25 protein-coding genes are annotated in these 22,985 nt (G+C 62.9%); 14 read left to right on the forward strand and 11 right to left on the reverse strand.

Features of this window, described 5'->3' with window-relative positions:
• Positions 1–30: 30 nt before the first annotated feature.
• A complete protein-coding gene (locus AArcCO_RS08900; RefSeq protein ID WP_259533071.1) occupies positions 31–1,002 on the reverse strand; it encodes a TIGR03557 family F420-dependent LLM class oxidoreductase in 972 nt (323 codons plus the stop codon).
• A 123-nt stretch (positions 1,003–1,125) separates the two neighbouring features.
• On the opposite strand from AArcCO_RS08900, the gene AArcCO_RS08905 reads away from it, so the two are divergent.
• Together AArcCO_RS08905 and AArcCO_RS08910 are read left to right on the forward strand one after the other, a co-directional pair.
• Complete coding sequence (locus tag AArcCO_RS08905; protein ID WP_259533072.1) at positions 1,126–1,410, forward strand: ubiquitin-like small modifier protein 1; 285 nt, start codon at positions 1,126–1,128, stop codon at positions 1,408–1,410.
• A 61-nt stretch (positions 1,411–1,471) separates the two neighbouring features.
• On the forward strand, positions 1,472–3,169 hold the full coding sequence (locus tag AArcCO_RS08910; RefSeq protein WP_259533073.1) for an aldehyde ferredoxin oxidoreductase C-terminal domain-containing protein: 1,698 nt from the start codon (positions 1,472–1,474) through the stop codon (positions 3,167–3,169).
• A gap of 15 nt (positions 3,170–3,184) precedes the next feature.
• On the opposite strand, the gene AArcCO_RS08915 is transcribed toward AArcCO_RS08910, so the two are convergent.
• From AArcCO_RS08915 to AArcCO_RS08925, 3 genes are all read right to left on the reverse strand, one after another.
• Entirely contained in the window at positions 3,185–3,466 is a 282-nt protein-coding gene (locus tag AArcCO_RS08915; RefSeq protein ID WP_259533074.1) for a MoaD/ThiS family protein, read from the reverse strand.
• A 552-nt stretch (positions 3,467–4,018) separates the two neighbouring features.
• Positions 4,019–4,570: a PH domain-containing protein gene (locus AArcCO_RS08920; protein ID WP_259533075.1), complete on the reverse strand. Its 552-nt coding sequence runs from the start codon at positions 4,568–4,570 to the stop codon at positions 4,019–4,021.
• Entirely contained in the window at positions 4,567–5,193 is a 627-nt protein-coding gene (locus tag AArcCO_RS08925) for a PH domain-containing protein (protein ID WP_259536414.1), read from the reverse strand. Before AArcCO_RS08925 ends, AArcCO_RS08920 begins: the two co-directional genes overlap by 4 nt.
• A gap of 284 nt (positions 5,194–5,477) precedes the next feature.
• Here AArcCO_RS08925 and AArcCO_RS08930 point away from each other — a divergent pair, with 284 nt between their 5' ends.
• Entirely contained in the window at positions 5,478–6,602 is a 1,125-nt protein-coding gene (locus AArcCO_RS08930) for a M24 family metallopeptidase (protein WP_259533076.1), read from the forward strand.
• 15 nt (positions 6,603–6,617) lie between these two features.
• Here AArcCO_RS08930 and AArcCO_RS08935 read toward each other — a convergent pair whose 3' ends face one another.
• The 5 genes from AArcCO_RS08935 to AArcCO_RS08955 form a co-directional block, all read right to left on the reverse strand.
• Positions 6,618–6,875, reverse strand: coding sequence for a lipoyl domain-containing protein (locus AArcCO_RS08935; protein WP_259533077.1), 258 nt, complete (start codon positions 6,873–6,875; stop codon positions 6,618–6,620).
• The gene (locus AArcCO_RS08940) at positions 6,872–7,900 is read right to left on the reverse strand and encodes an alpha-ketoacid dehydrogenase subunit beta (protein ID WP_259533078.1); all 1,029 of its coding nucleotides are present in this window, start codon (positions 7,898–7,900) and stop codon (positions 6,872–6,874) included. The genes AArcCO_RS08935 and AArcCO_RS08940 overlap by 4 nt, the downstream gene beginning before the upstream one ends.
• Complete coding sequence (locus AArcCO_RS08945) at positions 7,900–8,913, reverse strand: thiamine pyrophosphate-dependent dehydrogenase E1 component subunit alpha (RefSeq protein ID WP_321170502.1); 1,014 nt, start codon at positions 8,911–8,913, stop codon at positions 7,900–7,902. The genes AArcCO_RS08940 and AArcCO_RS08945 overlap by 1 nt, the downstream gene beginning before the upstream one ends.
• Before the next feature lie 128 nt (positions 8,914–9,041).
• On the reverse strand, positions 9,042–9,416 hold the full coding sequence (locus tag AArcCO_RS08950) for a DUF5518 domain-containing protein (RefSeq protein WP_259533080.1): 375 nt from the start codon (positions 9,414–9,416) through the stop codon (positions 9,042–9,044).
• 68 nt (positions 9,417–9,484) lie between these two features.
• Entirely contained in the window at positions 9,485–10,825 is a 1,341-nt protein-coding gene (locus AArcCO_RS08955) for a geranylgeranylglyceryl/heptaprenylglyceryl phosphate synthase (RefSeq protein ID WP_259533081.1), read from the reverse strand.
• 152 nt (positions 10,826–10,977) lie between these two features.
• Between AArcCO_RS08955 and AArcCO_RS08960 the strand changes: the two genes are divergently transcribed.
• The 8 genes from AArcCO_RS08960 (at position 10,978) to AArcCO_RS08995 (ending at position 18,991) form a co-directional block, all read left to right on the forward strand.
• Entirely contained in the window at positions 10,978–11,178 is a 201-nt protein-coding gene (locus AArcCO_RS08960) for a VNG_1110C family protein (RefSeq protein ID WP_259533082.1), read from the forward strand.
• A 128-nt stretch (positions 11,179–11,306) separates the two neighbouring features.
• On the forward strand, positions 11,307–12,371 hold the full coding sequence (locus AArcCO_RS08965) for a BMP family lipoprotein (protein ID WP_259533083.1): 1,065 nt from the start codon (positions 11,307–11,309) through the stop codon (positions 12,369–12,371).
• 9 nt (positions 12,372–12,380) lie between these two features.
• Positions 12,381–13,955: an ABC transporter ATP-binding protein gene (locus tag AArcCO_RS08970; RefSeq protein ID WP_259533084.1), complete on the forward strand. Its 1,575-nt coding sequence runs from the start codon at positions 12,381–12,383 to the stop codon at positions 13,953–13,955.
• Positions 13,948–15,141, forward strand: coding sequence for an ABC transporter permease (locus AArcCO_RS08975; RefSeq protein ID WP_259533085.1), 1,194 nt, complete (start codon positions 13,948–13,950; stop codon positions 15,139–15,141). The genes AArcCO_RS08970 and AArcCO_RS08975 overlap by 8 nt, the downstream gene beginning before the upstream one ends.
• Positions 15,134–16,186 (forward strand): ABC transporter permease, encoded by a 1,053-nt coding sequence (locus AArcCO_RS08980; protein WP_259533086.1) that lies wholly within the window; start codon positions 15,134–15,136, stop codon positions 16,184–16,186. The genes AArcCO_RS08975 and AArcCO_RS08980 overlap by 8 nt, the downstream gene beginning before the upstream one ends.
• A gap of 96 nt (positions 16,187–16,282) precedes the next feature.
• Positions 16,283–16,498, forward strand: a complete 216-nt coding sequence (locus tag AArcCO_RS08985; RefSeq protein ID WP_259533087.1) for a YgaP family membrane protein — start codon at positions 16,283–16,285, stop codon at positions 16,496–16,498.
• 6 nt (positions 16,499–16,504) lie between these two features.
• On the forward strand, positions 16,505–17,266 hold the full coding sequence (locus tag AArcCO_RS08990; protein ID WP_259533088.1) for a VOC family protein: 762 nt from the start codon (positions 16,505–16,507) through the stop codon (positions 17,264–17,266).
• Positions 17,267–17,425: 159 nt separating this feature from the next.
• On the forward strand, positions 17,426–18,991 hold the full coding sequence (locus AArcCO_RS08995) for a methylenetetrahydrofolate reductase C-terminal domain-containing protein (RefSeq protein WP_259533089.1): 1,566 nt from the start codon (positions 17,426–17,428) through the stop codon (positions 18,989–18,991).
• On the opposite strand, the gene AArcCO_RS09000 is transcribed toward AArcCO_RS08995, so the two are convergent.
• On the reverse strand, positions 18,992–19,453 hold the full coding sequence (locus tag AArcCO_RS09000) for a PUA domain-containing protein (protein WP_259536415.1): 462 nt from the start codon (positions 19,451–19,453) through the stop codon (positions 18,992–18,994).
• 59 nt (positions 19,454–19,512) lie between these two features.
• Positions 19,513–20,010 carry a LabA-like NYN domain-containing protein gene (locus AArcCO_RS09005; RefSeq protein WP_259533090.1) on the reverse strand — a complete coding sequence of 166 codons (498 nt, stop codon included), beginning with the start codon at positions 20,008–20,010 and terminating at the stop codon, positions 19,513–19,515.
• Positions 20,011–20,326: 316 nt separating this feature from the next.
• On the opposite strand from AArcCO_RS09005, the gene dapA reads away from it, so the two are divergent.
• The 3 genes from dapA to AArcCO_RS09020 are packed head-to-tail and all read left to right on the forward strand — an operon-like array spanning position 20,327 to position 22,985.
• Positions 20,327–21,238 (forward strand): 4-hydroxy-tetrahydrodipicolinate synthase, encoded by a 912-nt coding sequence (gene dapA / locus AArcCO_RS09010; protein ID WP_259533091.1) that lies wholly within the window; start codon positions 20,327–20,329, stop codon positions 21,236–21,238.
• Positions 21,235–22,149 carry a 4-hydroxy-tetrahydrodipicolinate reductase gene (gene dapB, locus AArcCO_RS09015; RefSeq protein ID WP_259533092.1) on the forward strand — a complete coding sequence of 305 codons (915 nt, stop codon included), beginning with the start codon at positions 21,235–21,237 and terminating at the stop codon, positions 22,147–22,149. Before dapA ends, dapB begins: the two co-directional genes overlap by 4 nt.
• Positions 22,146–22,985, forward strand: coding sequence for a 2,3,4,5-tetrahydropyridine-2,6-dicarboxylate N-succinyltransferase (locus AArcCO_RS09020; RefSeq protein WP_259533093.1), 840 nt, complete (start codon positions 22,146–22,148; stop codon positions 22,983–22,985). The genes dapB and AArcCO_RS09020 overlap by 4 nt, the downstream gene beginning before the upstream one ends.

Raw genomic sequence — 22,985 nt, forward strand, 5'->3', positions numbered from 1 at the left:
TACACGAGCTACCGATCGAAGAGCCTCCTCCTACCGATCGAGGATCTCCGTCTCCATCATCTCGATGAACTTCTCTTGATCCCGACTCGTGGACAGCAGTTCGACCTCGTCGAACCCGGCGGCCTCGAGTTCGTCGAGTTTCTCCCGGAGGTCGGCGGGATCGTCAGTGACCAGGAACTCGTCCGTCATCTCCTCGAGGGGGATCTCCCTGCCCGCAGCCTCGATTTCCCGCGGATCTGCGATTTCCTGGTCGAAGCCGATCGCCGGCGGCCCGCGCCAGAACCCGGTGCTCTCGAGCGCGCGCTCGTAGTCCTCGTCGTAAGACACCAGCAGCTGACGGATCCGCCTGATCTCGTCCGGATCGCGGTCGGCCGTGGCGGCACCGTCTTCCAGCGCCGGGACGAGATGCTTTTCGTAGACGTCGACGTCACGGAGCGTGAGGAACCCGTCGGCGTACTGTCCGGCGACGTGGGTCGATTTCGGTCCGTTTCCGGCGACGTACAGCGGCACGCGTTCCTCAGGAAGCGTGTAGAGGTACAGGTCGTTTGTCTGCCAGTAGTGGCCGTCGAAGTCGACGACTTCGCCGCTCCAGAGTCGGGTGATGATCTCGCAGGCGTCGATCAGCCGCTTTCGTCGTTCCGGATACGGGGGCCAGTCGTATCCCAGTGGCACCTCGTTCATCGCCTCCCCGGTACCCAGTGCGAGGTGAACTCGCCCGGGATACATCGCCCCAAGCGTGCCGAACGCCTGCGCCAGGAACCCCGGATGGTAGCGGGCGATCGGCGGTGTGACTCCCGTCCCCATCCGCAGGCTGTCGGTCCGCTCCAGGGCCGAACCAAGCCACGGGTGGGCCGCTCCGCAGTGAGCGTCGGTGTGCCACCACGGGTGTACGTGGTCGCTGGTCCAGACGGTGTCAAAGCCCGCACCCTCGGCCCGCTGTGCGTGATCGAGTAACGTCGTCGGGTCGTACTGCTCGTGGGCGGCAAACAGGCCAATCTCCATAGCTCCACTTGCTCGGTCAGTACGCATATAAGTATTCCCTGCTCCGAGAGATACCGTTCCCTGCCCCGACCGACATCATTCCCTGCCACGACAGATAAGTATCAGTAGACCGAGCGTGCGTGTATGGAGGTCGAGTGCAACTTCTTTGGACCCGTTCGCGACGTTGTCGGAACGAAGACTGTCGTCTGTGAACTTCCGGTGGGGGCCACCGTCGCCGAACTCGTCTGCGATCTCGACGAGACCTACGACGGGCTCGCCGATCAGCTACTGGAAAGAGAACACGAACTGGCCGAAAACCTCGTGATCACCGTCGACGGTCGGAACGTCCGACAGCTCGACGGGGGAGAAACGGAACTCGACGACGGGACGGTCGTCCGAATCTCCCCATCCGTCGGTGGCGGCGGCTAGAAACCGGAGACGGTCGCGTCCGAAACCAACGTTTAATATGTATGGTATTGTCTCACCAGACATGATCACTGCAGGTGGTCCACTGTTGACGTTGGACGTCACCGATCGAGAGGCCAGAGAAGAGAACATCGACGACGTGCTGGGGACGTTTATCGGTGGACGGGGGGTCGCAACCAAACTCGCCCACGATCGGATCCCGTTCGACGCCGATCCGTTCGGGCCCGAAAATCGGGTGTACGTCTCGACCGGGCCGCTCCAGCAGGCGACGATGAGTTTCACGGGCCGGATGAACGTCACCGGCCTCTCGCCGTTGACTGGCGGCCTCCTCTCGACGAACGCCGGCGGTTATCTCTCGCGGAACTTCGTCGGGACGGGACACAACTGTGTCGAGGTCGTCGGCGAAAGCGACGAGTTGCTCGCGATCCACGTCACCGAGGACGGCGTGGAGTTCGAAGAAGTCCCCGAACTCGAGGAAGCAACCGTCCCCGAGGTCACCGAGTACGTAAACGACGAGCGCGGTCTCGAGGCCGAAAACGTGCTCTGTATCGGTCCGGCGGGGGAAAACCTCGTCCGGTACGCCTGCGTGATGACCTACGAGTCCCGGGCGTTCGGCCGCGGCGGAATGGGCGCGGTGCTCGGATCGAAAAACGTCAAAGCCATCACGTTCGAAGGGGACGCCGAGTTCGACGTTGGGCTCCCGGAAGACGTCCAGTCGGAGGTCCACCAGAAGGCGGCGACGTCCGATTCGATCTTCCGGCGACAGGGCACGACCTCCGGGACGGAGTTCATAAACGACGAGTTCTCGCTGCCGACCCGATACTTCAACGACTACCACTTCGAAGAGGTCGAAGGGATCGGGGGTGACGCCGTCGAATCGAAGAAGTACAAAACGGCGGCGTGTTCGGCCTGTGCGTTCGCCTGCAAGCTCCCCACCCGCGACGAGGAGACCGGCCTCGAGACCGAAGGTCCCGAGTTCGAGACGGTCTACTCCTTCGGTTCGAACCAGGGAGTCGGGGACGTCGTCGACGTGATGAAATCGAACGACCTCTGTGACGAGTTCGGTCTGGACACCATCTCGTGTGGAGTCACCATCGCCGCCTACATGGACGCCCACGACGAGTTCGGCAACGCGGCGCTCGCCCACGAGCTCATCGAGAAGATCGCCTACCGTGACGGGGAAGGGGACCTCCTCGCGGAAGGCGTCGACCGCGTCCACGAGGAACTGGGCGTCGACAACTACACGGTAAAGGGAATGGAGTTCGCCGCCCACGACGGACGGACGATCCACGGCCAGGGGCTGTCCTATGCGGTTGCGAATCGCGGGGGCGACCACATGTACTCTGTGATGCTGCGGGACGAATACGACGGCAATTTCCCGCGTGAAGGGCTCGACGGGAAGCCCGAGCGCATCGTCGAACTCGAAAACTACGCGGCGTTCCGGGACAGCGGCATCATCTGTGCGTTCTCGAAGGAGGCGGAGGGGTTCGTCTCCGAAGAGACGTTCGAGAGACTGTTCGATACAGAGTACGAGAAACTCGTGGAGGTCGGGAGCCGGGTCGTCGAACTCGAACGGCACTTCAACAACAGACGCGGGATGGACCGCGAGGACGACGATCTGCCGTACGAGATCCCCGGGTTCGAGGCCGGTCTCGACGAGTATTACCAGACGCGTGGCTGGAACGACGACGGGACCGTCCCCGAGCACCGCGTCGCCGAATACGCAGAAACCGACGAGCCGGGCGGAACGGCCGACGACTGACCGTCACACCCCGCGTTATCCCTCTGGCATCGGTGAGGAAGTGATGCTAAGTCGATCGCCGTCTTCGAGTGTCGTATCGCCCCCGTCGAGTAGTTTCGCGTTCGTGCCGTTCCGCACGACCAGTACGGTTTCCTCCCGGAACCCCTCGAGGAGACAGAACTCGGCGGAACGGTCGTTTTCGGTTTCGAGTGCGGCGAGCAGATCTTCGACCGTCGAATCCGGCGGGACTGTGTAGGTGAACTCCGTTCGATCGAACAGCTCTCGAACCGCTCCGTACGTCTTGATTTCGATTTCCATGGACGGTGGTGGTGGTCCGACCGTTTGAATCTACGGCTCCGGAAGATGGGGCCCGACCGGGGAGTAATAAAAAGTATATTTCTACCTAACTACCATATTTCGTATATTAAATTCGAACGGAGATACCATCGATTGTTCACCTCCCGATCGAGTGAAACTAAAGGCGACGCGAGACGATGGTACCCGAAGGACGATCGCCCGATCGACAGCCACTCCTGGACGTAAAATTCGTCCGTCCGCCAAGCGACAACGAAACGGATTTGGACCGTTAAACCAGAGGATCAGTTGGCTCACCGTGGTTTTCGAATCGGATCTTCGAGTTCCGTCCGTAGTCGGTTACCTACTCCTCGAGATCGCGGTCTAGCTCGGATCGTTCGATGCGACGATCGTAACGAGTAGTTGTAAATTATCTCGTGATCCCATGGCATAATACTCAGTAAAAATACTATAACTGAAACATTATACTTATAACAATCCTTTGGGTTTTCAACCGGTGCCGAACCCCACGTTCTTTCTTCCTCCACAAACGTTTCTAGAACGGCTTCCGGAGCGCTACGACTCGAGACTTTTCCGGAGCGCTACGACCTCGTCGCGGATCGCGGTCCACGCTTCGAGAGATCCCGGGATTTCAGCGGCCGTCCGTCCCGTGGCCAGTTCGCGAACGATCTCGTAGGGCTCCGTCGGGTCGTACACGTCGTACAGTTGCAGATCGCGTCCACCGGCGATCTCGACGTCGACGGTGCCGTAGCCGAACACCGAGCCGGTGAGCCCCTGCGAATAGCCGACGTTTTGAACGCGGCTGTATTCGACGCGACGAACCGACCGACCCAGGATTCCAGTTTTCACCGCGATCTCGCCGTCGGTCAACACGAAGTTGGTCGTGACCACCCGCAAGTAGTGGTACAGACCCGGCACGGCCGCAACGGGAACCAACAGTAGCGCCCAACCGCTGACGGAAACGGCGAGCCAGAACACGACCACGAGCAACGCCACGCTGAGCCCGATGCCCGGCAATGCGCGAGTCGTTCGTGGTGACGCCTCCCACATGACAGTCTCGCCGTCGAATCGACGCCAATCGTCGGATACGACCGGATTCGGACTCATCGGTCTCGGGTGTTATCGGTGCCGGCGCCGTCGGTGTTACTGTCACCGTTGCTGTCCGTTCGATTGGCGTCGGTATCGTTTCCGTCCGTTCCAATCTCGTCGTTACCGTTGTCGTCCTGACCCTCCTCGACGATGCGCCGAATCGTGCGCAGTTCCGTCAGAATCTCCGCGAGTACGTCCTCCTTGTCGTCTCCACCACGTCCGTCTCTACGCTCGATCCGGCTGTCGATGAGCTCCTGGACGTCTGCGGGTGCCGGCACGCTCCGGAACTGCATCTCGACGCCGGAACTGCCGGCGGTGCTCACCTCGACGTTGCCGTAACCGAAGTAGGAACCGATGGCGCTCTGGCTGTAGGAGATGTTCTGTACCTTGTCGAAGCCGATTTTCTGGACGTCCCGCGAGAGGATGCCGGTCTTTTTATACAGGCCGGAGGTCGTGACGACGTAGTTCGTGTTCGTATAGGTGAGATACGCCCCGAGGATGATCACGAGCCCGATGAGGAGAATGGAGAGCGGAATGCCGACGATCAACGCCGGGACGAGGCTACTTCGGTGTGGACGGCTCGACCACAGCACTTCCTCGTCCTCTTCCAGCGTAAGCCAGTCGAAACCGACATCGTCCATCGAGGTCGCTGTCGTCACGTCAGGGGTTTCTGTAGTCACGTCCCCAGTCACATCCCCGGAGGGGAAAGATCTATCGCGACTTTCCGATGACTTTCCCGGGATCGACGTCTCGTATCGCAACTCCGTGAGAGTAGTTCACCGTCCGATCGGGTAGCCACGCGCTGACGGACGATTCCGCGGAACGGAGACGGCCGAACACACAATATCGGTACGGGTCGGCCGAATAGCAAGAAGCGGAACGCATACGGCCACAGTTTCCGAACGGGTTCAAAAGGGCCAAAACAATGACCGATCACGACGCAATAACGACACGGCTGTCACGGGCCAGGAGCGGGCTTCGATCCGGAGTCGCCGACGCGCTCGTCTGTTTCCCCAGTTCCAACATGTACTACCTCTCGGGGTTCGAGGACGAGCCGATGGAGCGGCACCTCTTTTTGATCGTCACCCCCGACGACGCGCTGTTTCTGGCGCCGGAGATGTACGACGAACAGATCCGGGAGGAGTCGCCGATCGCCGACGTCCGAACCTGGGGGGACGACGAGGATCCGATCGCATTGCTTGCATCCATCGGCGAGGAGTTGGAACTCGCCGCTGGACGGCTCCTGGTCGACGACCGCATGTGGGCAATGTTCACCCAGGACCTCCGGGAGGTGTTCCCGGAGGCCACCTTCGGTCTGGCGAGCGAACTGCTGACCGACCTGCGCATCCGCAAAGACGACAGCGAACTGGATCGCCTCGAACGGGCGGCGTCGATCGCTGATTCGGTGAGCGAATTGATCCGCACGCTCGGTTCGGACGCGATCGGCATGACCGAACGCGAACTCGCCGTCGAGATCGAACGTCGACTCGAGGACGCAGGCGGCGACGGGATCTCCTTCGACGTCGTCGTCGGGTCCGGTCCGAACGGTGCCCGTCCCCACCACCGCCACGGCGCCCGGGCGATCGAACCCGGCGATCCGGTAGTGCTCGACTTTGGGACCCGGTTCGGCGGGTATCCGAGCGACCAGACCAGGACGGTCGTGTTCGGCGGGAATCCGCCGACGGAGTTCGAATCGGCGTTTGACGCCGTTCTGGCTGCACAGAAGGCGGGGATCCAGGCGATCGAACCTGGCGTCGAGGCCAGCGAGGTCGATCGGGCCGCACGCGAGGTCATCGAAAAGCGAGGCTACGGCGACCAGTTCATCCACCGGACTGGCCACGGGGTCGGACTCGACGTCCACGAACCCCCCTACATCACCGGAGAAAACGACCGGAAGCTCGAGGAGGGAATGGTGTTCAGCGTCGAACCCGGCGTCTACATCGAGGGGGCGTTCGGGATTCGCATCGAGGATCTCGTCGTCGTCACTGGGGACGGCTGCAAGCGCTTGAACCGATCACCCCGAACCTGGAAACCGCTCGGTGAGGAATAAGGTCGGTTCCAGGCGTCACGCCGGCGCAAGTACCGCCAGCGTCGCCCCGCGGGTGAACTCCTCGTCTTCCAGGAGGTGAATTTCCTCGAGTTTCCCCGAGACCGGTGCGGAAACGTCGAAGCTCACTTTTTCGACCTGCAGTTCACACAGCGGATCACCGGCCTCGACAGTCGCCCCCTCCCTGAGGAACCAGTTGACGACGACCCCTTCCTCGGACTCGACGTCCGCAGGCCAGTGATCGTCGACGAGGACGGCGACTCGCTCCCCACTCATTCGTGGACAGCCCGGACGGCGTCTGCGATGTCACCGGTATCCGGGATCGTTTCGTTCTCCAGCGGCCGGGCGTACGGGATCGGGACGTCCGGGTGGGCGAGCCGTTCGACCGCCTCGAGGTCCGCGAGACCGCCCTCGACGACCGAGGCAATTATCTCTCCGGTCACACCGAACGAACGGTAGTCCTCGTCGACGACCACCAGCCGACCGGTCTTCCGGACCGATTCGAGGACGGTGTCGGTGTCCAGCGGAACGAGCGATCGGAGATCGACGACTTCGACGTCGATCCCCTCCTCAGTCAGCGATTCGGCAGCCTCGAGCGCCCGATGGACGTGGAGTCCGAGCGTGACCACGGTCACGTCGCCACCCTCGCGTTTCACGTCTGCGCTCCCGAACGGGATCGTGTAGTCTGTCTCGGGCACCGGCGTCTTCGGTCCATCCGGTGCGGGCATCCAGCCAATTCCCATCAGCCGCTTGTGGAACATGTACACGACCGGATCGTCGTCCCGGATCGCGTTGTGCATCAACCCCTTGGCGTCGAACGCCGTCGACGGGACGACGACTTTCATTCCCGGGAGATGAGCGAACGTCCCGTACAGCGTCTGTGAGTGCTGGGCGGCGTCGTTGTACGTCCCACCCACGGCCGCGGTGAGCACCATGGGCACGTTGACGGCGCCACCGCTCATGTAGGTGTTCTTCGCCATCTGGTTGTAGATCTGATCCATCGCGACGCCGAAGAAGTCGACGAACATCAGCTCCGCGATGGGCCGCATCCCTTCCTGTGCAGCGCCGACAGCCGCCCCGAGGTAGGCGGTTTCACTGATTGGGACGTCCATGACGCGGTCGTGGCCGAACTCGTCGAGCAGCCCCTGCGTGGAGTCGAAGATGCCGCCGTAGTCGGCGACGTCTTCCCCCATGTAAAACACCTCCTCGTTGTCGCGCATTTCGTCGGCGATGGCCTCGACCATCGCGCGGCTCATCGTCAGTTCGCGGTCGACCGTCTCCGAGTGAGTCTCTGCCGTCATCAGTCGTCACCTCCTGCCAGGTCGAACGTCGGTTCGGTGTCGGTCACTCCCGACGGCGGGTTGACGAACACGTCCTCGTCGGCCGCCTCGGGATCCGGTTCCGGCTGCTCTTTGGCCCACTCGATCGCCTCGTCGACGCGCTCGTGAGCCGCCGTTTTGATCGATTCCATGGTTTCCTCCTCCACGCCGTGTGCCCGCAGCTCTTCTTTCAAGCGTTCGATCGAATCGCGTTTCGCTGCCAGTTCCTGGTCCTCCTCGGGCCGATACGTCTCCGGATCACCCATGAAGTGCCCCATTCGACGGTGGACCTGGAGTTCGAGCAGCGTCGGGCCGTTGCCGTCGCGGGCGCGCCCGATCGCCTCGTCTGCGGCCCCGTAGACGGCGATCACGTCGTCCTCGTCAACGCGGATTCCGGGCATGTCGAATCCGTCCGCGCGCCTGGAACCGTCGAGGGGTGTCGTGACTCGTTCCTTCGGCATGCTGATCGCCCAGTCGTTGTCCTCGATCACGAACACCACCGGCAGGTCGTGGACGCTCGCGAGGTTCAGCGACTCGAGGAACGCCCCCTGGCTGATCGCCCCCTCACCCAGGAACGCTACGGCGACGCTGTCTTTCCCGCGCTTTTTGGCGGCCATCCCTGCCCCGACCGCGGGCGGACAACCCTGGGCGATGATCCCACTGCAGGCGAACTTCACGTCCGGATCGAACAGGTGCATGTGTCCTCCTTTCCCGGAGGAACAGCCGGTTTCCCGGCCGAAAATCTCCGCCGTCATTCGGTCGAGGTCGACCCCCTTCGCGATGGCGATGTGGTGGGGTCGATGTGGTGCCGTCACCGCGTCGTCGTCCCGGAGGTGATGGCACACGCCGATTCCGGACGCCTCGTGGCCCGCTGCGAGGTGAAGCTCGCCCGGGATCGGTCCGGCGCTGATGTCGAAGGCCGGCTGCTTGCCCACGAGGTACTCCTCTTGAAGCCGTTCTTCGTAATACCTGGCCGTCACCATGTCCTCGTACAAGCCCGTCAGCTTCTCTTTGCTTATCGTTGTCATACTACAATGTGTGAGCTACGACGCTAAACGTGATAAAGCTATGTCACGAATGTGTCCGGCGGCTGGTGGGTCCGGCTGTCCCTGACGTCGACTCCTCAGGAGTCACGTTCCTCGCGGAGATACGCCCCCAGATATCCACCGAGTGCCCCGAGCCCCGCGTTCCAGACCAGAAGGATCGGAAAAAACAGGAACAGAACCACCAGCAGTTCAATGCCGGCTGGAATCCCTGGACCGCCACCAGTCACGGGGGCGACCACAAAGAAGCCGAAAATAACGAGCCCGAAAAGCAGGAACGGAACGAACGCGAAGAGCCCCGAGAGGGCGCCGACCTTTGCTCCACGTTTGCGGTTTTCCCCCTGTAGATAGCCCGCCACGCCGCCGCCGAGGACCGGGGAGATGCCGGTAAACGAAAGGACAACCGTAACGACCGCGCCGATGATCGCGTTGAGGAGAGTGTCGCCTCTTGCCATAGAGGTTCGAGGACAGCGACCGATAAAATAGTTCCTCGTCTCCGTGTTTTTGTCCGGCTCTCACCACGCTACCGTGGAAGTTCTTCGATCGGGAGGTGATGGGCCGGGAACGACACCGACGGCTCGTCGTCCGACTGAGGCGATCTGGTTGACTCCCGAAACGTCCGAAGGCAGACTGAATCAAGGAGATTTGCAGCGAGAGTCGACGTCGACGAGTTGCCTCCGGGTGGCCCGAGCCTGGCTTCGAGCCGACTGTGGTAGTCGTCCCGGAACACCGCCGACATCTCCGCCGGATCCGTGAGCCGCCCCTCGCGGATCGCCTCTCGAACGTCCGTTTCGGCCCTCGCGAGGACGCAGTGGGCTGTAACTCCTGCAACCAGACAGTCGCGTGCGGCCCCGGCCGGATCCTCGACCGACGGGATCGTCGAGAGGTATTCGACCGCAGCAGTGTCGGCGACGTCGGCGGTGCCCTCGAGCCACGCTTCGATCCTGTCGGGGTGAGCCGACGTCCCGATCTCCGAATCGGCGACGAACGAGGAAGCGAGATCGGCTTCCTCGGCGGCGATCCGGTGGAAGACGTCCCCGACGATCACCGTATCGGCGCCTGCCGAGAGGATCTCGGTCGCCTTATCGCGGGAGTCGATCCCGCCGCCGTACCACAGCCGGGTCCAGTCGAGAGCGGGGGCAGTCATCTCGAGAATGTCGACCGCTTCAGAGCCACCATATGTACCGGAGTATTCGAGGTAGAGTACTTCACTGCCGAGATACCGTTCCGCTGCCATCGCCCGGTCTCTGGCCTGTTCGGGGGAGAGAAGATCTGACTCGCCGACCCCCGCCTCCCGGGCGGCCGCGCTGTCGGGGTTTTGGATGACGTACGCTTCGAAGACCGCGGAGTAGAGCATCCAGTTCGTGAGAAACTCCGCGAGACGGTCGCCGTATCGGTTCACGACCCGTGACGGCAACAGCTTCTCGACGGCTGCAGGTGCCAGTTCCTCCCGGATGAACCGCGTTCCGGTTCCGAGGGTGCCGACGAACGCCTCGTCGTCACCGTTGAGAACCTGGGGCACCGCCAGGAACGCCGACGCCGACAGCGTCTCTTCGGTGACGTGACTCGCCGCGCTGGGCTCGTGAAACGCCGGCGTCGACACCGACGAGAGCAGCCTGAACGTCTCGACGGTGTTCGTTTCCGTTACGTCCGCCGACCCGCCGACGGAGATGCCGTCCGTGTGTTCGAGATACCGCGGATACGCGATCGGGAGCTTCTTTGCGTCCTCCGGATCGACCTTCGTGACGTGCTCCCAGTCCCCCGGAACCGGGTTCGTGTCGAACGGCAACAGCGTTCGACCGGCGAGACACCCCGCCGTCGTCGCCCGGCCGATGGTTCGCGCGATCCGGTCGAATGCGCTCATTACACGTATGCTGCCCCGCGTGATCGAATAAGCGCTGCGTTTGAGCGTCGACTGCAATCAACTCCCTTCCAGGGCGTGAATCCAGATGGAATTTGATACCATAGTATTTCGACACGATTATACGTAGAGCGTCGAACCACCCGATACAGTCGATGCCGGATCCCTCCCGCCTCCGCGACAGCACGCAGATCGTCTTACCGTGTGCTGCACTGGACGGGATAGAAGAAAGCATCGAACAACAGTTTACGGTCACGGTGTTTCAGGACTCGGACCAGTGCCGGATAATCGGTAGTCCCGTCGAGATCAAAGCGGTAGGCGAATACCTGGCACGCCAGGGATATTCAATCAGATGACGGCCACCGGCTAGAGAAGAATTACGAGCAGTTCTCAAGCAGTACCTGCCGATATCCTCCTGTAAAGCGTGAGGAATTCACTCCACAGATCCGTAACAATAAATACCCCGTGTGCGGCAACGGGTGATATGGATCGACGGCAATTTCTGACGACGGTAAGCGCGGGAACAGCAGCAGCGATCGCGGGCTGTATGGGCGGCGGCGGCGGCGCAGACTTCAACGTCGGGATGGTGTACGCGACTGGCGGGCTCGGCGATCAGTCGTTCAATGACATGGCACACACCGGTGTTCAGGAGGCCGAAGAGGACTTCGAACTCGACTACCAGAACGCCGAACCCGACGGTCCAGACGAGGTAGGGGAACTCCAGCGTCGATTCGCGAACAGCGAAGACCCCGACTTCGACCTCATCAGTTGTATCGGCTTCGTCCAGGAAACAGACCTGCTCGACAACGCCCGGGAGTTCCCGGAGCAGAACTTCATGATCGTCGACGGCGTCGTCGAGGCAGACGACGGGTTCGTCGACAACGTGGCGAACTACATCTTCAGGGAGCAGGAGGGTTCCTTCCAGGTGGGCGTACTCGCCGGAATGCTGACCGGGATGGAGTACGACCACGGCGGGGGATCGACGAACACCGACGAGCAGATGGTCGGGTTCGTCGGCGGTCAGGAAGTGCCGTTGATCGAACGGTTCGAAGCAGGATACAAGGCCGGCGTCGAGTACGTCGACGAAGACATCGAATTCACGTCGGCGTACGCAGGCGACTGGAACGATCCGTCCACCGGGCAGGAGATCGCCTCGTCGATGTACGACGACGGTGCAGACGTCGTGTATCACGCGGCCGGCGGCACCGGATCGGGCGTCTTCGAGGCAGCCCAGTCGGAAGGGCGGTACGCGATCGGCGTCGACGACGACCAGTCGCGTACGGCGCCCGAGTTTTCCGACGTGATCGTTGCCTCGATGCTCAAACGGGTGAACGTTGCAGTGTACGAGTCGATCGAGAACACTCTCAACGACGACTTCCGCGGCGGAGAACTGAACGATCTGGGTATCGCCGAGGATGGTGTCGCCGCAGTGATCGGCCAGGACTTCGAAGGCGAACTCCCCGCAGCGATTACCGACGAACTCGAACTGACGCGGGAGGCCATCGTCGACGGCGACATCACGGTTCCCGACAACCTCGATGACGTGTAGTCCGTCAGAATGAGACAGTACGAAGGGCCGGACGGCGCCGAGGAGGCCGATAGCGTCGACTACGCCGTCAGAATGGAAGGGATCACGAAACGGTTCCCGGGCGTCGTGGCGAACGACGACGTCGACTTTGCCGTCGAACGTGGCTCTGTGCACGCACTGGTCGGCGAGAACGGTGCCGGCAAAACGACGCTCATGAACGTCCTGTACGGCCTCTACCGGCCCACGGAAGGGAGACTCGTCGTCGACGACACAGAGCGGACGTTCGGGAGTCCCCGTGACGCTATCGACACGGGAATCGGGATGATCCACCAGCACTTCATGCTGATTCCGCCCATGACAGTCGCGGAGAACATGGTGTTGGGAGAGGAGCCGACGAAGTTCTTCGGCCTCCTGACCGACGAAGAGCGAGCGATCGAGGAGACCCGTACGCTGGCAGAACGGTACGGATTCGACATCGATCCGACCGAACGCGTCCACGAGATCAGCGTCGGCGAACAGCAGCGCTTGGAGATACTGAAAGCCCTCTATCGGGGGGCAGACGTGCTCATCCTGGATGAACCGACCGCGGTGTTGACGCCCCAGGAAGTCGAGTCGCTGTTCGACATCTTCGACGAGCTCGTGGCGGACGGCAAGACGATCATCTTCATCACGCACAAACTCGGCGAGGCACTCCGCGCCGCCGACCAGATCAGCGTACTCAGAGACGGGAAACTCGTCGACACTGTCGACACCGACGAGACCACACGGGAAGAACTCGCGACGATGATGGTCGGACGCGAGGTGCTGCTCGAGGTGACCAGCACGCCGGCCGACCGGGGAGAGACGACACTCGCTGTCGAGAATCTCGAAGTCGACGACGACCGCGACGTGCGGGCGGTCGACGGCGTGTCGTTTTCGGTCGCCAATGGGGAGATATTCGGAATCGCTGGCGTGGACGGCAACGGGCAGTCTGAACTCGTCGAGGCGATCACCGGATTGCGGGCCGCCGAATCGGGCCGGATTATCCTGGACGACGAGGACGTAACCCACGACTCCCGACGCCAACGAATCGCCGCCGGAATGTCGTACATCGCGGAAGATCGACAGCGCCGGAGTCTCGTATTGAACTACGATCTCCGCCGGAACGCGCTGTTGGGGACTCAGCGGCTCCCAGAGTTCGCCGACGGCGGATTCGTCGACTGGGACTACACAGGCGAGTACACTGACACAGTTATCGACGAGTACGACGTCAGACCGCCCGACCCAACCGCATCAGCCCGCTCGCTTTCGGGCGGGAATCAGCAGAAGTTCGTCGTCGGTCGCGAACTCGAACGGGACCCTTCACTCGTCGTCGCTTCACAGCCGACCCGGGGCGTAGACATCGGTAGCATCGAGTTCGTCCACAACCGGCTGCTGGATCTCAAAACGGAGGGGGTCGGACTGCTGCTCGTCTCCTCGAAACTCGAGGAGGTACAGCGCCTCTCCGACCGGATGGCGATCATGTACGACGGTCGGTTCATGGACGTCGTCGATCCGGACGACGTGACCGAAGAAGAGATTGGACTGTTGATGGCAGGCGAGTATCCGGAGGGGGACGATGAATAGCGAGTCGATCGAAGAGTTGCTGGATCGGCTCGTCGACGCCTCGGGGACCGAACGGATCGCAATCAGCCTGGCCGCGCTGGTGTTCGCGAGTCTCGTCGGGGGAATGCTGGTGTTCGTCTCCGGCGCGGTCGCGACGTGTCGAGTCCCGGCGTTCGGGATCGCGGGCGTGGAGTTCTGCTACAACCCGATCGAGGTGTACGCGATGCTTGTGTACGGTGCGTTCGGGACTCCCGTGAACATCGGCCTCACGCTCCAGGAGACGACGCTTTTGCTTTTCACCGGCCTGTCGGTGGCGGTGGCGTTCCGCGCCGGCCTTTTTAACATCGGGACGCAGGGACAGATGGTCGTCGGGGCGCTGGCGAGCGCGCTTACGGTGATCTGGCTGGCGCCGTATGTCCCCAATAACCTGCTCGGGGCGCTTCTTCTGGTGCCACTTTCGGTCGTCGTCGGCGCAGCCGTCGGCGGCTTTTACGGCGCTATTCCGGGAGCAATGAAGGCGTACGCCGACGCCCACGAGGTGATCACGACGATCATGCTCAACTTCGTGGCGTTCGGAATCACCTTCTATCTCGTACGAAACCACGTCGGCGATCCCACGGTCGACGCGGTACAGACCGTGTCTGTCCCGGAGTTCGTCCGGTTGTCACCGACCATCGGCGGGACGCGTTTTTCGCTGATCGCCCTGATCTCGGGACTTGTCGTCGCCATCGGCGTGTATTTGCTGTACAAGCGCACAGTAATCGGCTACGAACTGCGGACGAGCGGGCTCGCACCCGAGGCGTCAGAATACGGCGGGGTGAACGCCGAACGCAACATCGTCACGAGCATGACGCTGTCGGGTGCACTCGGCGGAATCGCCGGGTCGATGTACGTGTTGATGATCCTGTACCGGTTCCAGACGGAGATGCCGCCCCTGGGATTCGACGGGATCGCCGTCTCGATTCTGGCCGGGAACAATCCCATCGGGGTGATCCCGGCGGCCGTGCTGTTCGGCGCGTTGAAAGCCGGTGCGCTACAGATCGACTTCGCCCTCGGCGTGCCGAACGAACTGATCGAGGTGCTCCGCGGGCTCATCATCCTGTTCGTCGCGATGCCGGAGTTCTTCCGGATGCTCGGCAAGCGTGCCGGCTACGGGACGGACGGTTCGGACGCCGCAGTGACCGACGGAGGTGAAACGGATGGATAGTCCCCGACTCTCCCGACGGTCGGGACTCCTCGCAGGTGGAATTATCGCACTGCTGTTCGTCGTCGCAATGGTGCCAGGGCTCCGGGAAATCGGCGCCGACGTGGTGGGGGTCGTCGACGCCTCCTACGTTCGCAGCGCGCTCCGGTTGACGGTCCCGATCGCGTTCGCCGGGATGGGCGGGATCTTCGCGGAGAAGTCCGGCGTCATCAACATCGGGCTCGAGGGGCTGTTGATCATCGCCGCCTTCACGGCCATCGCAGTAATGTGGGCGCTCGGCGGCAGGGGCGCGGAGGGCATGTGGATCGCCTTCTTCGCGGCCGTTGTGGCGAGCGCAACCGTCGCGTTCCTCTTTGCGGCGGTGTGCATCGAGTTCAAGGCCGATCAGATCATCGCCGGGCTGGCGGTCTGGTTGATCGCGCTCGGGATCGCCCCGTTCGGCAGCATCATCATCTGGGAGACGGTCAACAGCCCGAGCGTCGGCACACTCGATAGAATCCCGCTTCCGGTCCTGTCGGAACTGCCGTACGTCGGTCCAGCACTGTTCGACGTGAGCCCGCCCGTCTACCTGCTGTTTCTTGCCGTTCCGTTCTCGTGGTACCTGCTGAACCGAACGTCGTTCGGCAAACACCTCCAGGCCAGCGGCGAGGACCCCAAAACCCTCGACACAGTCGGCGTCGACGTGAGGAAGATCCGGTACGCTGGCGTCCTGCTGTCCGGAATCTACTGTGGCATCGGCGGCGCCGGGCTCGCGCTCAACACCGGCCAGTTCGTCGGCGGCGGCGAAACGATGATCGACGGTCGCGGCTGGATCGGCATTACGACGTACCTGATCGGCAACTACAACCCGATCGGCGCCGCCGTGGCGTCGTTTTTCTTCGCCGGACTCGACGCGCTACAGCTCGAACTGCAGCGGATCGCCGGCATCGAAGTCTCCTCGACGCTCGTCGGGATCATCCCGTACGTTGCCGTGCTCGTCGTGCTCACGTTCGTCGGGCGAACCCGGATGCCGGGCGCCGCCGGGGAACATTACGATCCCGACGAGTGACGGGTTCGATACGACGTTCTCGACGAGAGTGGTGGTCGCGACGGACACGGGATCAGTGCGCACAAGCGTTTTACTCCACGACCACCACCAACGCGTATGGAACGAAACGTCGGCGAAACGGACCGGCTCGTCAGGATCGCGCTCGGCGCCGTCTCCGGCCTCGCGTCGCTTGGGATTCTCGGTGGCGTCATCGCGGCGAGCGGTGGCCTGGCGCTGGTGTTGGGTCTCGTTGCGATCGTCCTGCTCGCGACCGGGACGGCGGGCACCTGTGGCGCATATCAGGTGCTTGGTGTCAACACCTGCAAGCGGTAGCCGACGATGCTGGGTGGGTGCAGGTGGCTCGCACTGGAAGTGACGTATCTCGATCCGGTCGTGGAGTTCTATCGAGAGCGACTAAATCTCGAACCGATCGTCCGATCGGACCGCGAGGTGGCGTTTCCGATCGGGCCGGACGGCGATGTCGAGAGGGCCCGAGGTAGCACCGATAGATCCGGGAGCGGAACCGGAAGTGAACTCAGGCTGCGACGGCCGGAGGGCGTCCCCCGCGGGGGGCTTCACACCCACTACGCCTTCGCCTGTCCGAGCGACGTCTACGACCACTGGTACGAGCGTCTCGACGACGACCTCGAACTCCAGGAAGTCGACTTCGGTTCGATGCGGTCGCTGTACGCGGACGATCCGGCAGGGAACTGCGTCGAAATCGCTGGGGCGGACCCACCGAGCGGATCCGGGGACCTCCAACTGACCCGATTCTTCGAGGTGGTACTGGAGGTCGAGGACCTCCCGGACGCGGAGGCGTTTTACGTCGATCTGGGGTTCGAGGTCGTGGATAGGGGATCGAACCGTCGCCGGACGCGGCTCTCGACCGGCGCCGTCGATCTCGAGCTGTGGGAACCGCACCTCGGGCTCGCCGACGCCCGGGGAGGCGTCCACGTCGACCTCGGACTCGAAGCCGCCGATCCGGACGCGGTCGCCGACGCGGTTTCCGACCGGGTGACAAAGCGGGAACGTATCGAGGACGGCGTTCGGATCCGCGACCGGGACGGGCATTACATCACTCTCGTCGAGATCGGTACGTGAATCCTCGAGACCGGTGTGTGAATCTGCAAGACTGTGGAGGGCTGTGACACGATCCCGCCGGTTTCCCGAACCGTAGGATGCGTCGAAACGCTGAAACCCGGGCTCTCTTAATTTATAAGAGACGACGTTCCGGATCGAAATCGAACCTACAGTACAACAATGACGAAAAACACGCTGAAGGAGTCCATTCTCGACGAAGACGAGTTCGGAGTGACGTGGGAACACGTGCCCGGTCGCGGGGCACGCGAGCAACAACAGGATGCGGTCTTCGAGGCCGCCGAGGTCGCCGCCGAAGGCGACGTCGTCCACGGGATCTCGGTGACGGAAAACGCGGGTGGAAACCCCGCTATCTCCGCGGAGTATCTCGGGATGAAACTCGAGGATCTCGACGTCGATCCCCTCGTGCACTTCACCGCGAAAGACAAGAACCGAAATCAGCTCGAAAGCCTCCTGTACGCGATGGACCGGGAGGGGATCCACAACCTGCTTGTAATGACTGGCGACTACCAAAACGACGGCTATCAGGGCCAGTCCAAACCCGTCTACGATCTGGACCCCGTCCAGATCATGGACCTGATTTCGGACCTCAACGAGGGGCTCGAGTACACCGACAAGTTCGGCCGCGAGAAGAGCCTCGAACCCACCGACTTCTTCGCCGGCGTCGCCGTCTCCCCGTTCAAAAAGCTCGAATCCGAACTCGTCCCCCAGTACTGGAAGCTCGAAAAGAAAGTCGAACAGGGCGCCCAGTTCGTGATCCCGCAGGTGGGGTACGACGCCCGCAAGTTCCACGAACTCCTCCAGTACGTAGAAGATCACGACCTCGACGTCCCCGTGATCGGCAACATCTACGTGCTGGATCCCGGCTCGGCGAAGGCGATGAACGCCAATCGGGTACCCGGCGTCATCGTCACCGACGAGCTGCTCGAGGACATCGAAGAGGAAGCCGAAGAACACGACGATGACGGCAAGCAGGCTCGCCGCGATCGTGCCGCCAAGATGTACGCCTTTATGAAGGGGATGGGTTACGACGGCGTCCACATCGCCGGCCACGAGATCGACCACGACGGCGTGGAGTACATCGTCGAGCGCGGCGAAGAGCTGGTACCGGAGTGGCGCGATCTCGTCGAAGAGTTCGACTACCCCATGGAGGACGGCTTCTACTACTACGAACGCGACCCCGAAACCGGTCTCAACACCTGGGATCGAAACGCGTTACCGGAAACGCCCAAGCGGTCGCTCAACTACCGGGCATTCAAGGTGATGCACGACCAGCTGTTCGAACCCGACGGCGCCCTCTTCGGTCCCATGCGCTGGAGCGCGGAGAAGGTCGACGGCAGCCGTCTGGAGGGTCCCTACCAGATGACCGAACGGATGGTCAAAACCGCCTCCAACGACTGCGAAGAGTGTGGCAACTGCGCGCTCCTGGATCTGGCGTATCAGTGTCCGATGTCCCAGTGTCCGAAGAGCCAGCGAAACGGCCCCTGTGGCGGCAGCTACGACGGCTGGTGTGAGGTCCACCCCGGCGAACAGAAGTGCATCTACGTGAACGCCTACCGGGAGCTGAAAGCCGACGGCGGCCCCGAAAAGGCCCGCGAAAAGCTGCGCGAACTGTACATCCCCCCGCCCGACTGGGAGCTGGAGAACACCTCCTCGTGGCTCAACTACTTCCTCGGGCGCGACTACGCCAGCAAAAACGCCGGCATCAAGCCCCCGCAATCCGACTGATCACTCCGCGTCGGGATCTCCGGCACCCTCGCGTACTTTCACGGCCATTCCGGTTTCGAACGTTCGCATGCCGTCAGCCGACAGCTCGGCACGTCCGACAGCCAGCACGTGGCCCGCCTCGTGGATCACGACCACCTCGTCGCGAGATCTGACGTCATCGTCGACCTCGGCGACGAACTTCGCGAACACGTTTTTGCCATCGCGGACGAACGGCTCCGACTCGTCGCCGACAACGACTGTGTAGCTCCCTTCGAGTGCTTCGTACAGCCGTCGCCCGCCAGCGATTCCGAGGGTGAACCGTCCGTCGACACCGTAGGAAACGAGCCGACCCTCCTCGGCGACGATCTGACGTGGACGGCCGCCGGTCGACCGACGAACCGTCAGCTCCTCTTCCGGCGGGAATAGGGCCTTGCCTGCGCCTGCGCCGAACTGGTAGTCGGCGACCGTGCGCAGCGACGCCAGATCCGGCGCGCTCGCATCGGGTGGCTCTTCGGTCGGTGAGTCGTCGGGGGAGTCCGCCGTCACAACAGGAACACCTCCTCCCGGTCCGAGAGGTCGAGGAAGCTGTCCGCCGCATCGACGAGTTCCTCGGCCGTCGAGGAGCCGAACCCCATCACTTCCACCCGGACCCCCATGTGACGGAGATGCGAACAGAGCCGGGAGAAATCCCCGTCGCCGGTACACAGAACGACGACGTCGACGTGGTTCGCAAGCGTCACAGCGTCGAGGCTCATCCCCACGTCCCAGTCGGCCTTCTTCGAACCGTCGGCGAACGTCTTGATGTCCTTGATCTTCGTCTCGAATCCGATGTCCTCGAGCGCCTCGAAGAACGTCTCCTCTTCGGGCGAGTCCGCACGGATAACGTACGCGATCGCACGCACGAGTTGCCGGTCCTGAACGGCACGGGACAGCAGTTGCGTGTAGTCGATGTTTCGAGAATAGCGACTCTGTGCGGTGTGATACAGGTTCTGAGAGTCGGCGAGGACGGCGATCCGCTGGTCCGGATGAATGTCGGTCATGGGAGGAAACTCGGCCGGCCGGATGTTAGGGATGTCGTTCGCCGCCGGCGCGAAACACGCCGAAGACGCAATATATAAGAGTCTCACCACCGTTCCTCCGTCCGTGACATCTACCGCACCTGTCGACGGCACGCTCCGCTCGGCAGCTTCGCGTCCCTTCTTCCCCAAAAAACGGGTGCGGTAACGCTCGTTGCGGGAGTGGCGATCCCGTCTCGGGCGGCGTTCGACTCGAAGCGAGTATCAGCGTCCGGACAACCAGTAGCGAACTACCAGCGAACCACGAAGGCGGATTACCCACTACGAACCCGAGATCACAATGACAGAAACACACTTCGAAGGCGTCTACCCCGCAATGGTGACGCCGTTTACCGACGACAACGAGGTCGACCACGAAACGCTCGCAGCCGACGCCCGCCGACTGGAGGCCGCCGGCGTCGACGGGCTGGTCCCGGTCGGATCGACCGGTGAATCGGCGACGCTCACCCACGACGAACACGCGGAAGTCGTCGAAACCGTCGTCGCAGCCGTCGAGGACGTCCCGGTCATCGCCGGCACCGGCTCGAACTCCACCCACGAGGCGATCGATCTCTCCCGGCGCGCCGAAGAGTCGGGGGCCGACGGCCTGCTTTTGATCTCGCCGTACTACAACAAGCCGGAGGCGCAGGGCTTTTACGAACACTACACCGCGATCGCCGATGCGGTCGATCTGCCACAGATCGTCTACAACGTCCCCTCCCGAACGGGACAGAACATCCCCATCGATACGACCGTCGAACTCGCCTCACACCCCAACATCGCCGGCTACAAGGCCGCTTCGGGCGACCTCAACCAGATTTCCGAGATCGTCGAACGGACCCGAGAGGAGTCGTTCGATGTGCTCTCGGGCGACGACGGCATGACGCTCCCGATCCTCTCGGTCGGTGGAACCGGAACGATAAGCGTCGTCGCCAACGTCGAACCCGAACGAACCTGTGCGATGGTCGGCGCGGCGCTTGCAGGCGACTACGACCGCGCCCGGCGGCTCCACCACGAGCTCGGCCCGCTGATGCGGGCGCTGTTCGTCGAAACCAACCCGATCCCGGTGAAGGAAGCCATGCACATTCGAGGCCACACCAGCCACTACATCCGATCGCCGCTGACGCGACTCACTCCGGAGAATCGAGATTACGTCAGGGAGGTACTCGCACAGCTGGACGCGACGGAACCGCCGGAGGTGCCGAACCCGTGACGCGGGACGACACGCCGGTCGAAACCGACGGTGGCACTACCCCCGTTTGCATCGCGGTCACCGGTGCCGGCGGCCGAATGGGGCGGGAGGTGATCGAACTCGCGAGCGACCGGAACGGGGTCGAGGTCGCGCTCGCGGTAAACAGGTCCGCTGTCGACGACGTCAGGGACCACCCCGTTCGGACCGTCGGGGGACGCGAGGATCTCGCGGAAGCGCTCGCGGACACCGAGCCGGACGTCCTCGTCGATTTCACCGCGCCGGCGGCGACCGTCGAGTACGCCGAGGCGTGCGTCGCGGCGGACGTCCCGATCGTCACAGGGACGACCGGCTTCGACGAGACCGACCGCGAGCGACTCGACCGGGCGAGCGAATCGGTTCCCGTCCTCGTGGCGTCGAACTTCTCCCGCGGGATCCTGGCGCTCCGTCGGGCGGTCGAGGAGGCGGTCCGTGCGCTCCCCGGTTACGACGTCGAACTCACCGAAACACACCACAACGGCAAGCGGGACGCGCCGTCGGGCACCGCCAAGACGATCCTCGAGGACGTCGAGGCGATCGTCGGTGACGGAGAGGACGCGCCCGGTCGGGTACACGGCCGGGAGGGCGACCAGCCCAGAACAGCCGGCGAGATCGGCGTCCACGCCCGCCGAGCTGGAGACGTAACTGGAGAGCACGAACTGCTTCTTGCGGGCAACCGGGAGGCACTCGAACTCACTCATCGAGCCGGCGACCGGGGCGTGTTCGCGGCGGGCGCGCTCGATGCAGCCGCCTGGCTCTCCGAGGAGGAGGCGGGGCGATACGAGTTCGCCGACGTCGTAGACGACCACCCGAACAGCGATTCGAACGGCAAGCAGACCGCGGAACGAAACGAGAAGCCACCGACGACAGACGATACGAAGGGAGACGATACATGACGCTCGAATCTGCAATCGACGACCTGTGGAACCGATACGACAACGGACTGACCGCCGCCGAGGCGACCGACGACGACCTGGCTACCCTCGAGGCGTTCCTCGAATCCCTCGAGGCGGGTGAGATCCGCGCCGCCGTCAAAACCGGCGACGGCGTCGAAAGCTGGGAGGCAAACGAATGGGTAAAGCGTGGAGTTCTGCTCAACTTCGGCCTCCGCGAGACCGAACCCAGACAGTACGGCGGAGTTACCTACTACGACGTGCTCCCGCTTCGCCGGACCGACGATCTCGGCGATCGAGGGACGAGAAACACGCCCGACGGGACGGTGATTCGTCGCGGGGCCCACCTCGGCGCCGACTGCATCGTGATGAGCCCAGCGTTCGTCAATGTCGGCGCCTCGGTGGGCGACGGGACGCTCGTCGACTCCTGTGACACCGTCGGCTCGTGTGCCCAGATCGGCGAAGACGTAAAACTGGGAGCCAACACGCTGATCGGCGGCGTGCTGGAGCCGATCGAGGACGCCCCGGTGATCGTCGAGGACGGCGTCTCGCTGGGTGCCGGCTGCAGAGTCACCTCCGGCTTCAGAGTCGGAAAGAACAGCGTCGTCGGGGAGAACACGCTTCTCACCCCTCGAATTCCGGTGTACGACCTGGTAGAGGAGGAGGTCGTCTACGGCCACCTGCCAGCGAACCGTCGAGCGTTCACGCGATACGTGGAGTCGTCGGTGTCGGACCACGACCTGCTGGAGGGTGGCGCGTACAAACCCGCCGTCGTTGCCACTCACGTCGAGGAAGAGACCCTGGAAGCGACGCGGCGGGAGGGAACGCTGCGGGAGTGA

The sequence above is a fragment of the Halalkaliarchaeum sp. AArc-CO genome (assembly GCF_024972735.1).
Lineage (GTDB): Archaea > Halobacteriota > Halobacteria > Halobacteriales > Haloferacaceae > Halalkaliarchaeum.

What these genes read in the sequence shown, in the direction of transcription:
- AArcCO_RS08915 (WP_259533074.1), bottom strand. Translation starts at nt 3,466, where the DNA reads ATGGAAATCGAAATCAAGACGTACGGAGCGGTTCGAGAGCTGTTCGAT.
- AArcCO_RS08965 (WP_259533083.1), top strand. Translation starts at nt 11,307, where the DNA reads ATGGATCGACGGCAATTTCTGACGACGGTAAGCGCGGGAACAGCAGCA.
- AArcCO_RS09005 (WP_259533090.1), bottom strand. Translation starts at nt 20,010, where the DNA reads ATGACCGACATTCATCCGGACCAGCGGATCGCCGTCCTCGCCGACTCT.
- AArcCO_RS08970 (WP_259533084.1), top strand. Translation starts at nt 12,381, where the DNA reads ATGAGACAGTACGAAGGGCCGGACGGCGCCGAGGAGGCCGATAGCGTC.
- AArcCO_RS08975 (WP_259533085.1), top strand. Translation starts at nt 13,948, where the DNA reads ATGAATAGCGAGTCGATCGAAGAGTTGCTGGATCGGCTCGTCGACGCC.
- AArcCO_RS08930 (WP_259533076.1), top strand. Translation starts at nt 5,478, where the DNA reads ATGACCGATCACGACGCAATAACGACACGGCTGTCACGGGCCAGGAGC.
- AArcCO_RS08950 (WP_259533080.1), bottom strand. Translation starts at nt 9,416, where the DNA reads ATGGCAAGAGGCGACACTCTCCTCAACGCGATCATCGGCGCGGTCGTT.
- AArcCO_RS08910 (WP_259533073.1), top strand. Translation starts at nt 1,472, where the DNA reads ATGATCACTGCAGGTGGTCCACTGTTGACGTTGGACGTCACCGATCGA.
- AArcCO_RS09020 (WP_259533093.1), top strand. Translation starts at nt 22,146, where the DNA reads ATGACGCTCGAATCTGCAATCGACGACCTGTGGAACCGATACGACAAC.
- AArcCO_RS08985 (WP_259533087.1), top strand. Translation starts at nt 16,283, where the DNA reads ATGGAACGAAACGTCGGCGAAACGGACCGGCTCGTCAGGATCGCGCTC.
- AArcCO_RS08920 (WP_259533075.1), bottom strand. Translation starts at nt 4,570, where the DNA reads ATGAGTCCGAATCCGGTCGTATCCGACGATTGGCGTCGATTCGACGGC.
- AArcCO_RS08980 (WP_259533086.1), top strand. Translation starts at nt 15,134, where the DNA reads ATGGATAGTCCCCGACTCTCCCGACGGTCGGGACTCCTCGCAGGTGGA.
- AArcCO_RS08990 (WP_259533088.1), top strand. Translation starts at nt 16,505, where the DNA reads ATGCTGGGTGGGTGCAGGTGGCTCGCACTGGAAGTGACGTATCTCGAT.
- dapA (WP_259533091.1), top strand. Translation starts at nt 20,327, where the DNA reads ATGACAGAAACACACTTCGAAGGCGTCTACCCCGCAATGGTGACGCCG.
- AArcCO_RS08900 (WP_259533071.1), bottom strand. Translation starts at nt 1,002, where the DNA reads ATGGAGATTGGCCTGTTTGCCGCCCACGAGCAGTACGACCCGACGACG.
- AArcCO_RS08940 (WP_259533078.1), bottom strand. Translation starts at nt 7,900, where the DNA reads ATGACGGCAGAGACTCACTCGGAGACGGTCGACCGCGAACTGACGATG.
- AArcCO_RS08955 (WP_259533081.1), bottom strand. Translation starts at nt 10,825, where the DNA reads ATGAGCGCATTCGACCGGATCGCGCGAACCATCGGCCGGGCGACGACG.
- AArcCO_RS08925 (WP_259536414.1), bottom strand. Translation starts at nt 5,193, where the DNA reads ATGGACGATGTCGGTTTCGACTGGCTTACGCTGGAAGAGGACGAGGAA.
- AArcCO_RS08905 (WP_259533072.1), top strand. Translation starts at nt 1,126, where the DNA reads ATGGAGGTCGAGTGCAACTTCTTTGGACCCGTTCGCGACGTTGTCGGA.
- AArcCO_RS08960 (WP_259533082.1), top strand. Translation starts at nt 10,978, where the DNA reads ATGCCGGATCCCTCCCGCCTCCGCGACAGCACGCAGATCGTCTTACCG.
- AArcCO_RS08935 (WP_259533077.1), bottom strand. Translation starts at nt 6,875, where the DNA reads ATGAGTGGGGAGCGAGTCGCCGTCCTCGTCGACGATCACTGGCCTGCG.
- AArcCO_RS08995 (WP_259533089.1), top strand. Translation starts at nt 17,426, where the DNA reads ATGACGAAAAACACGCTGAAGGAGTCCATTCTCGACGAAGACGAGTTC.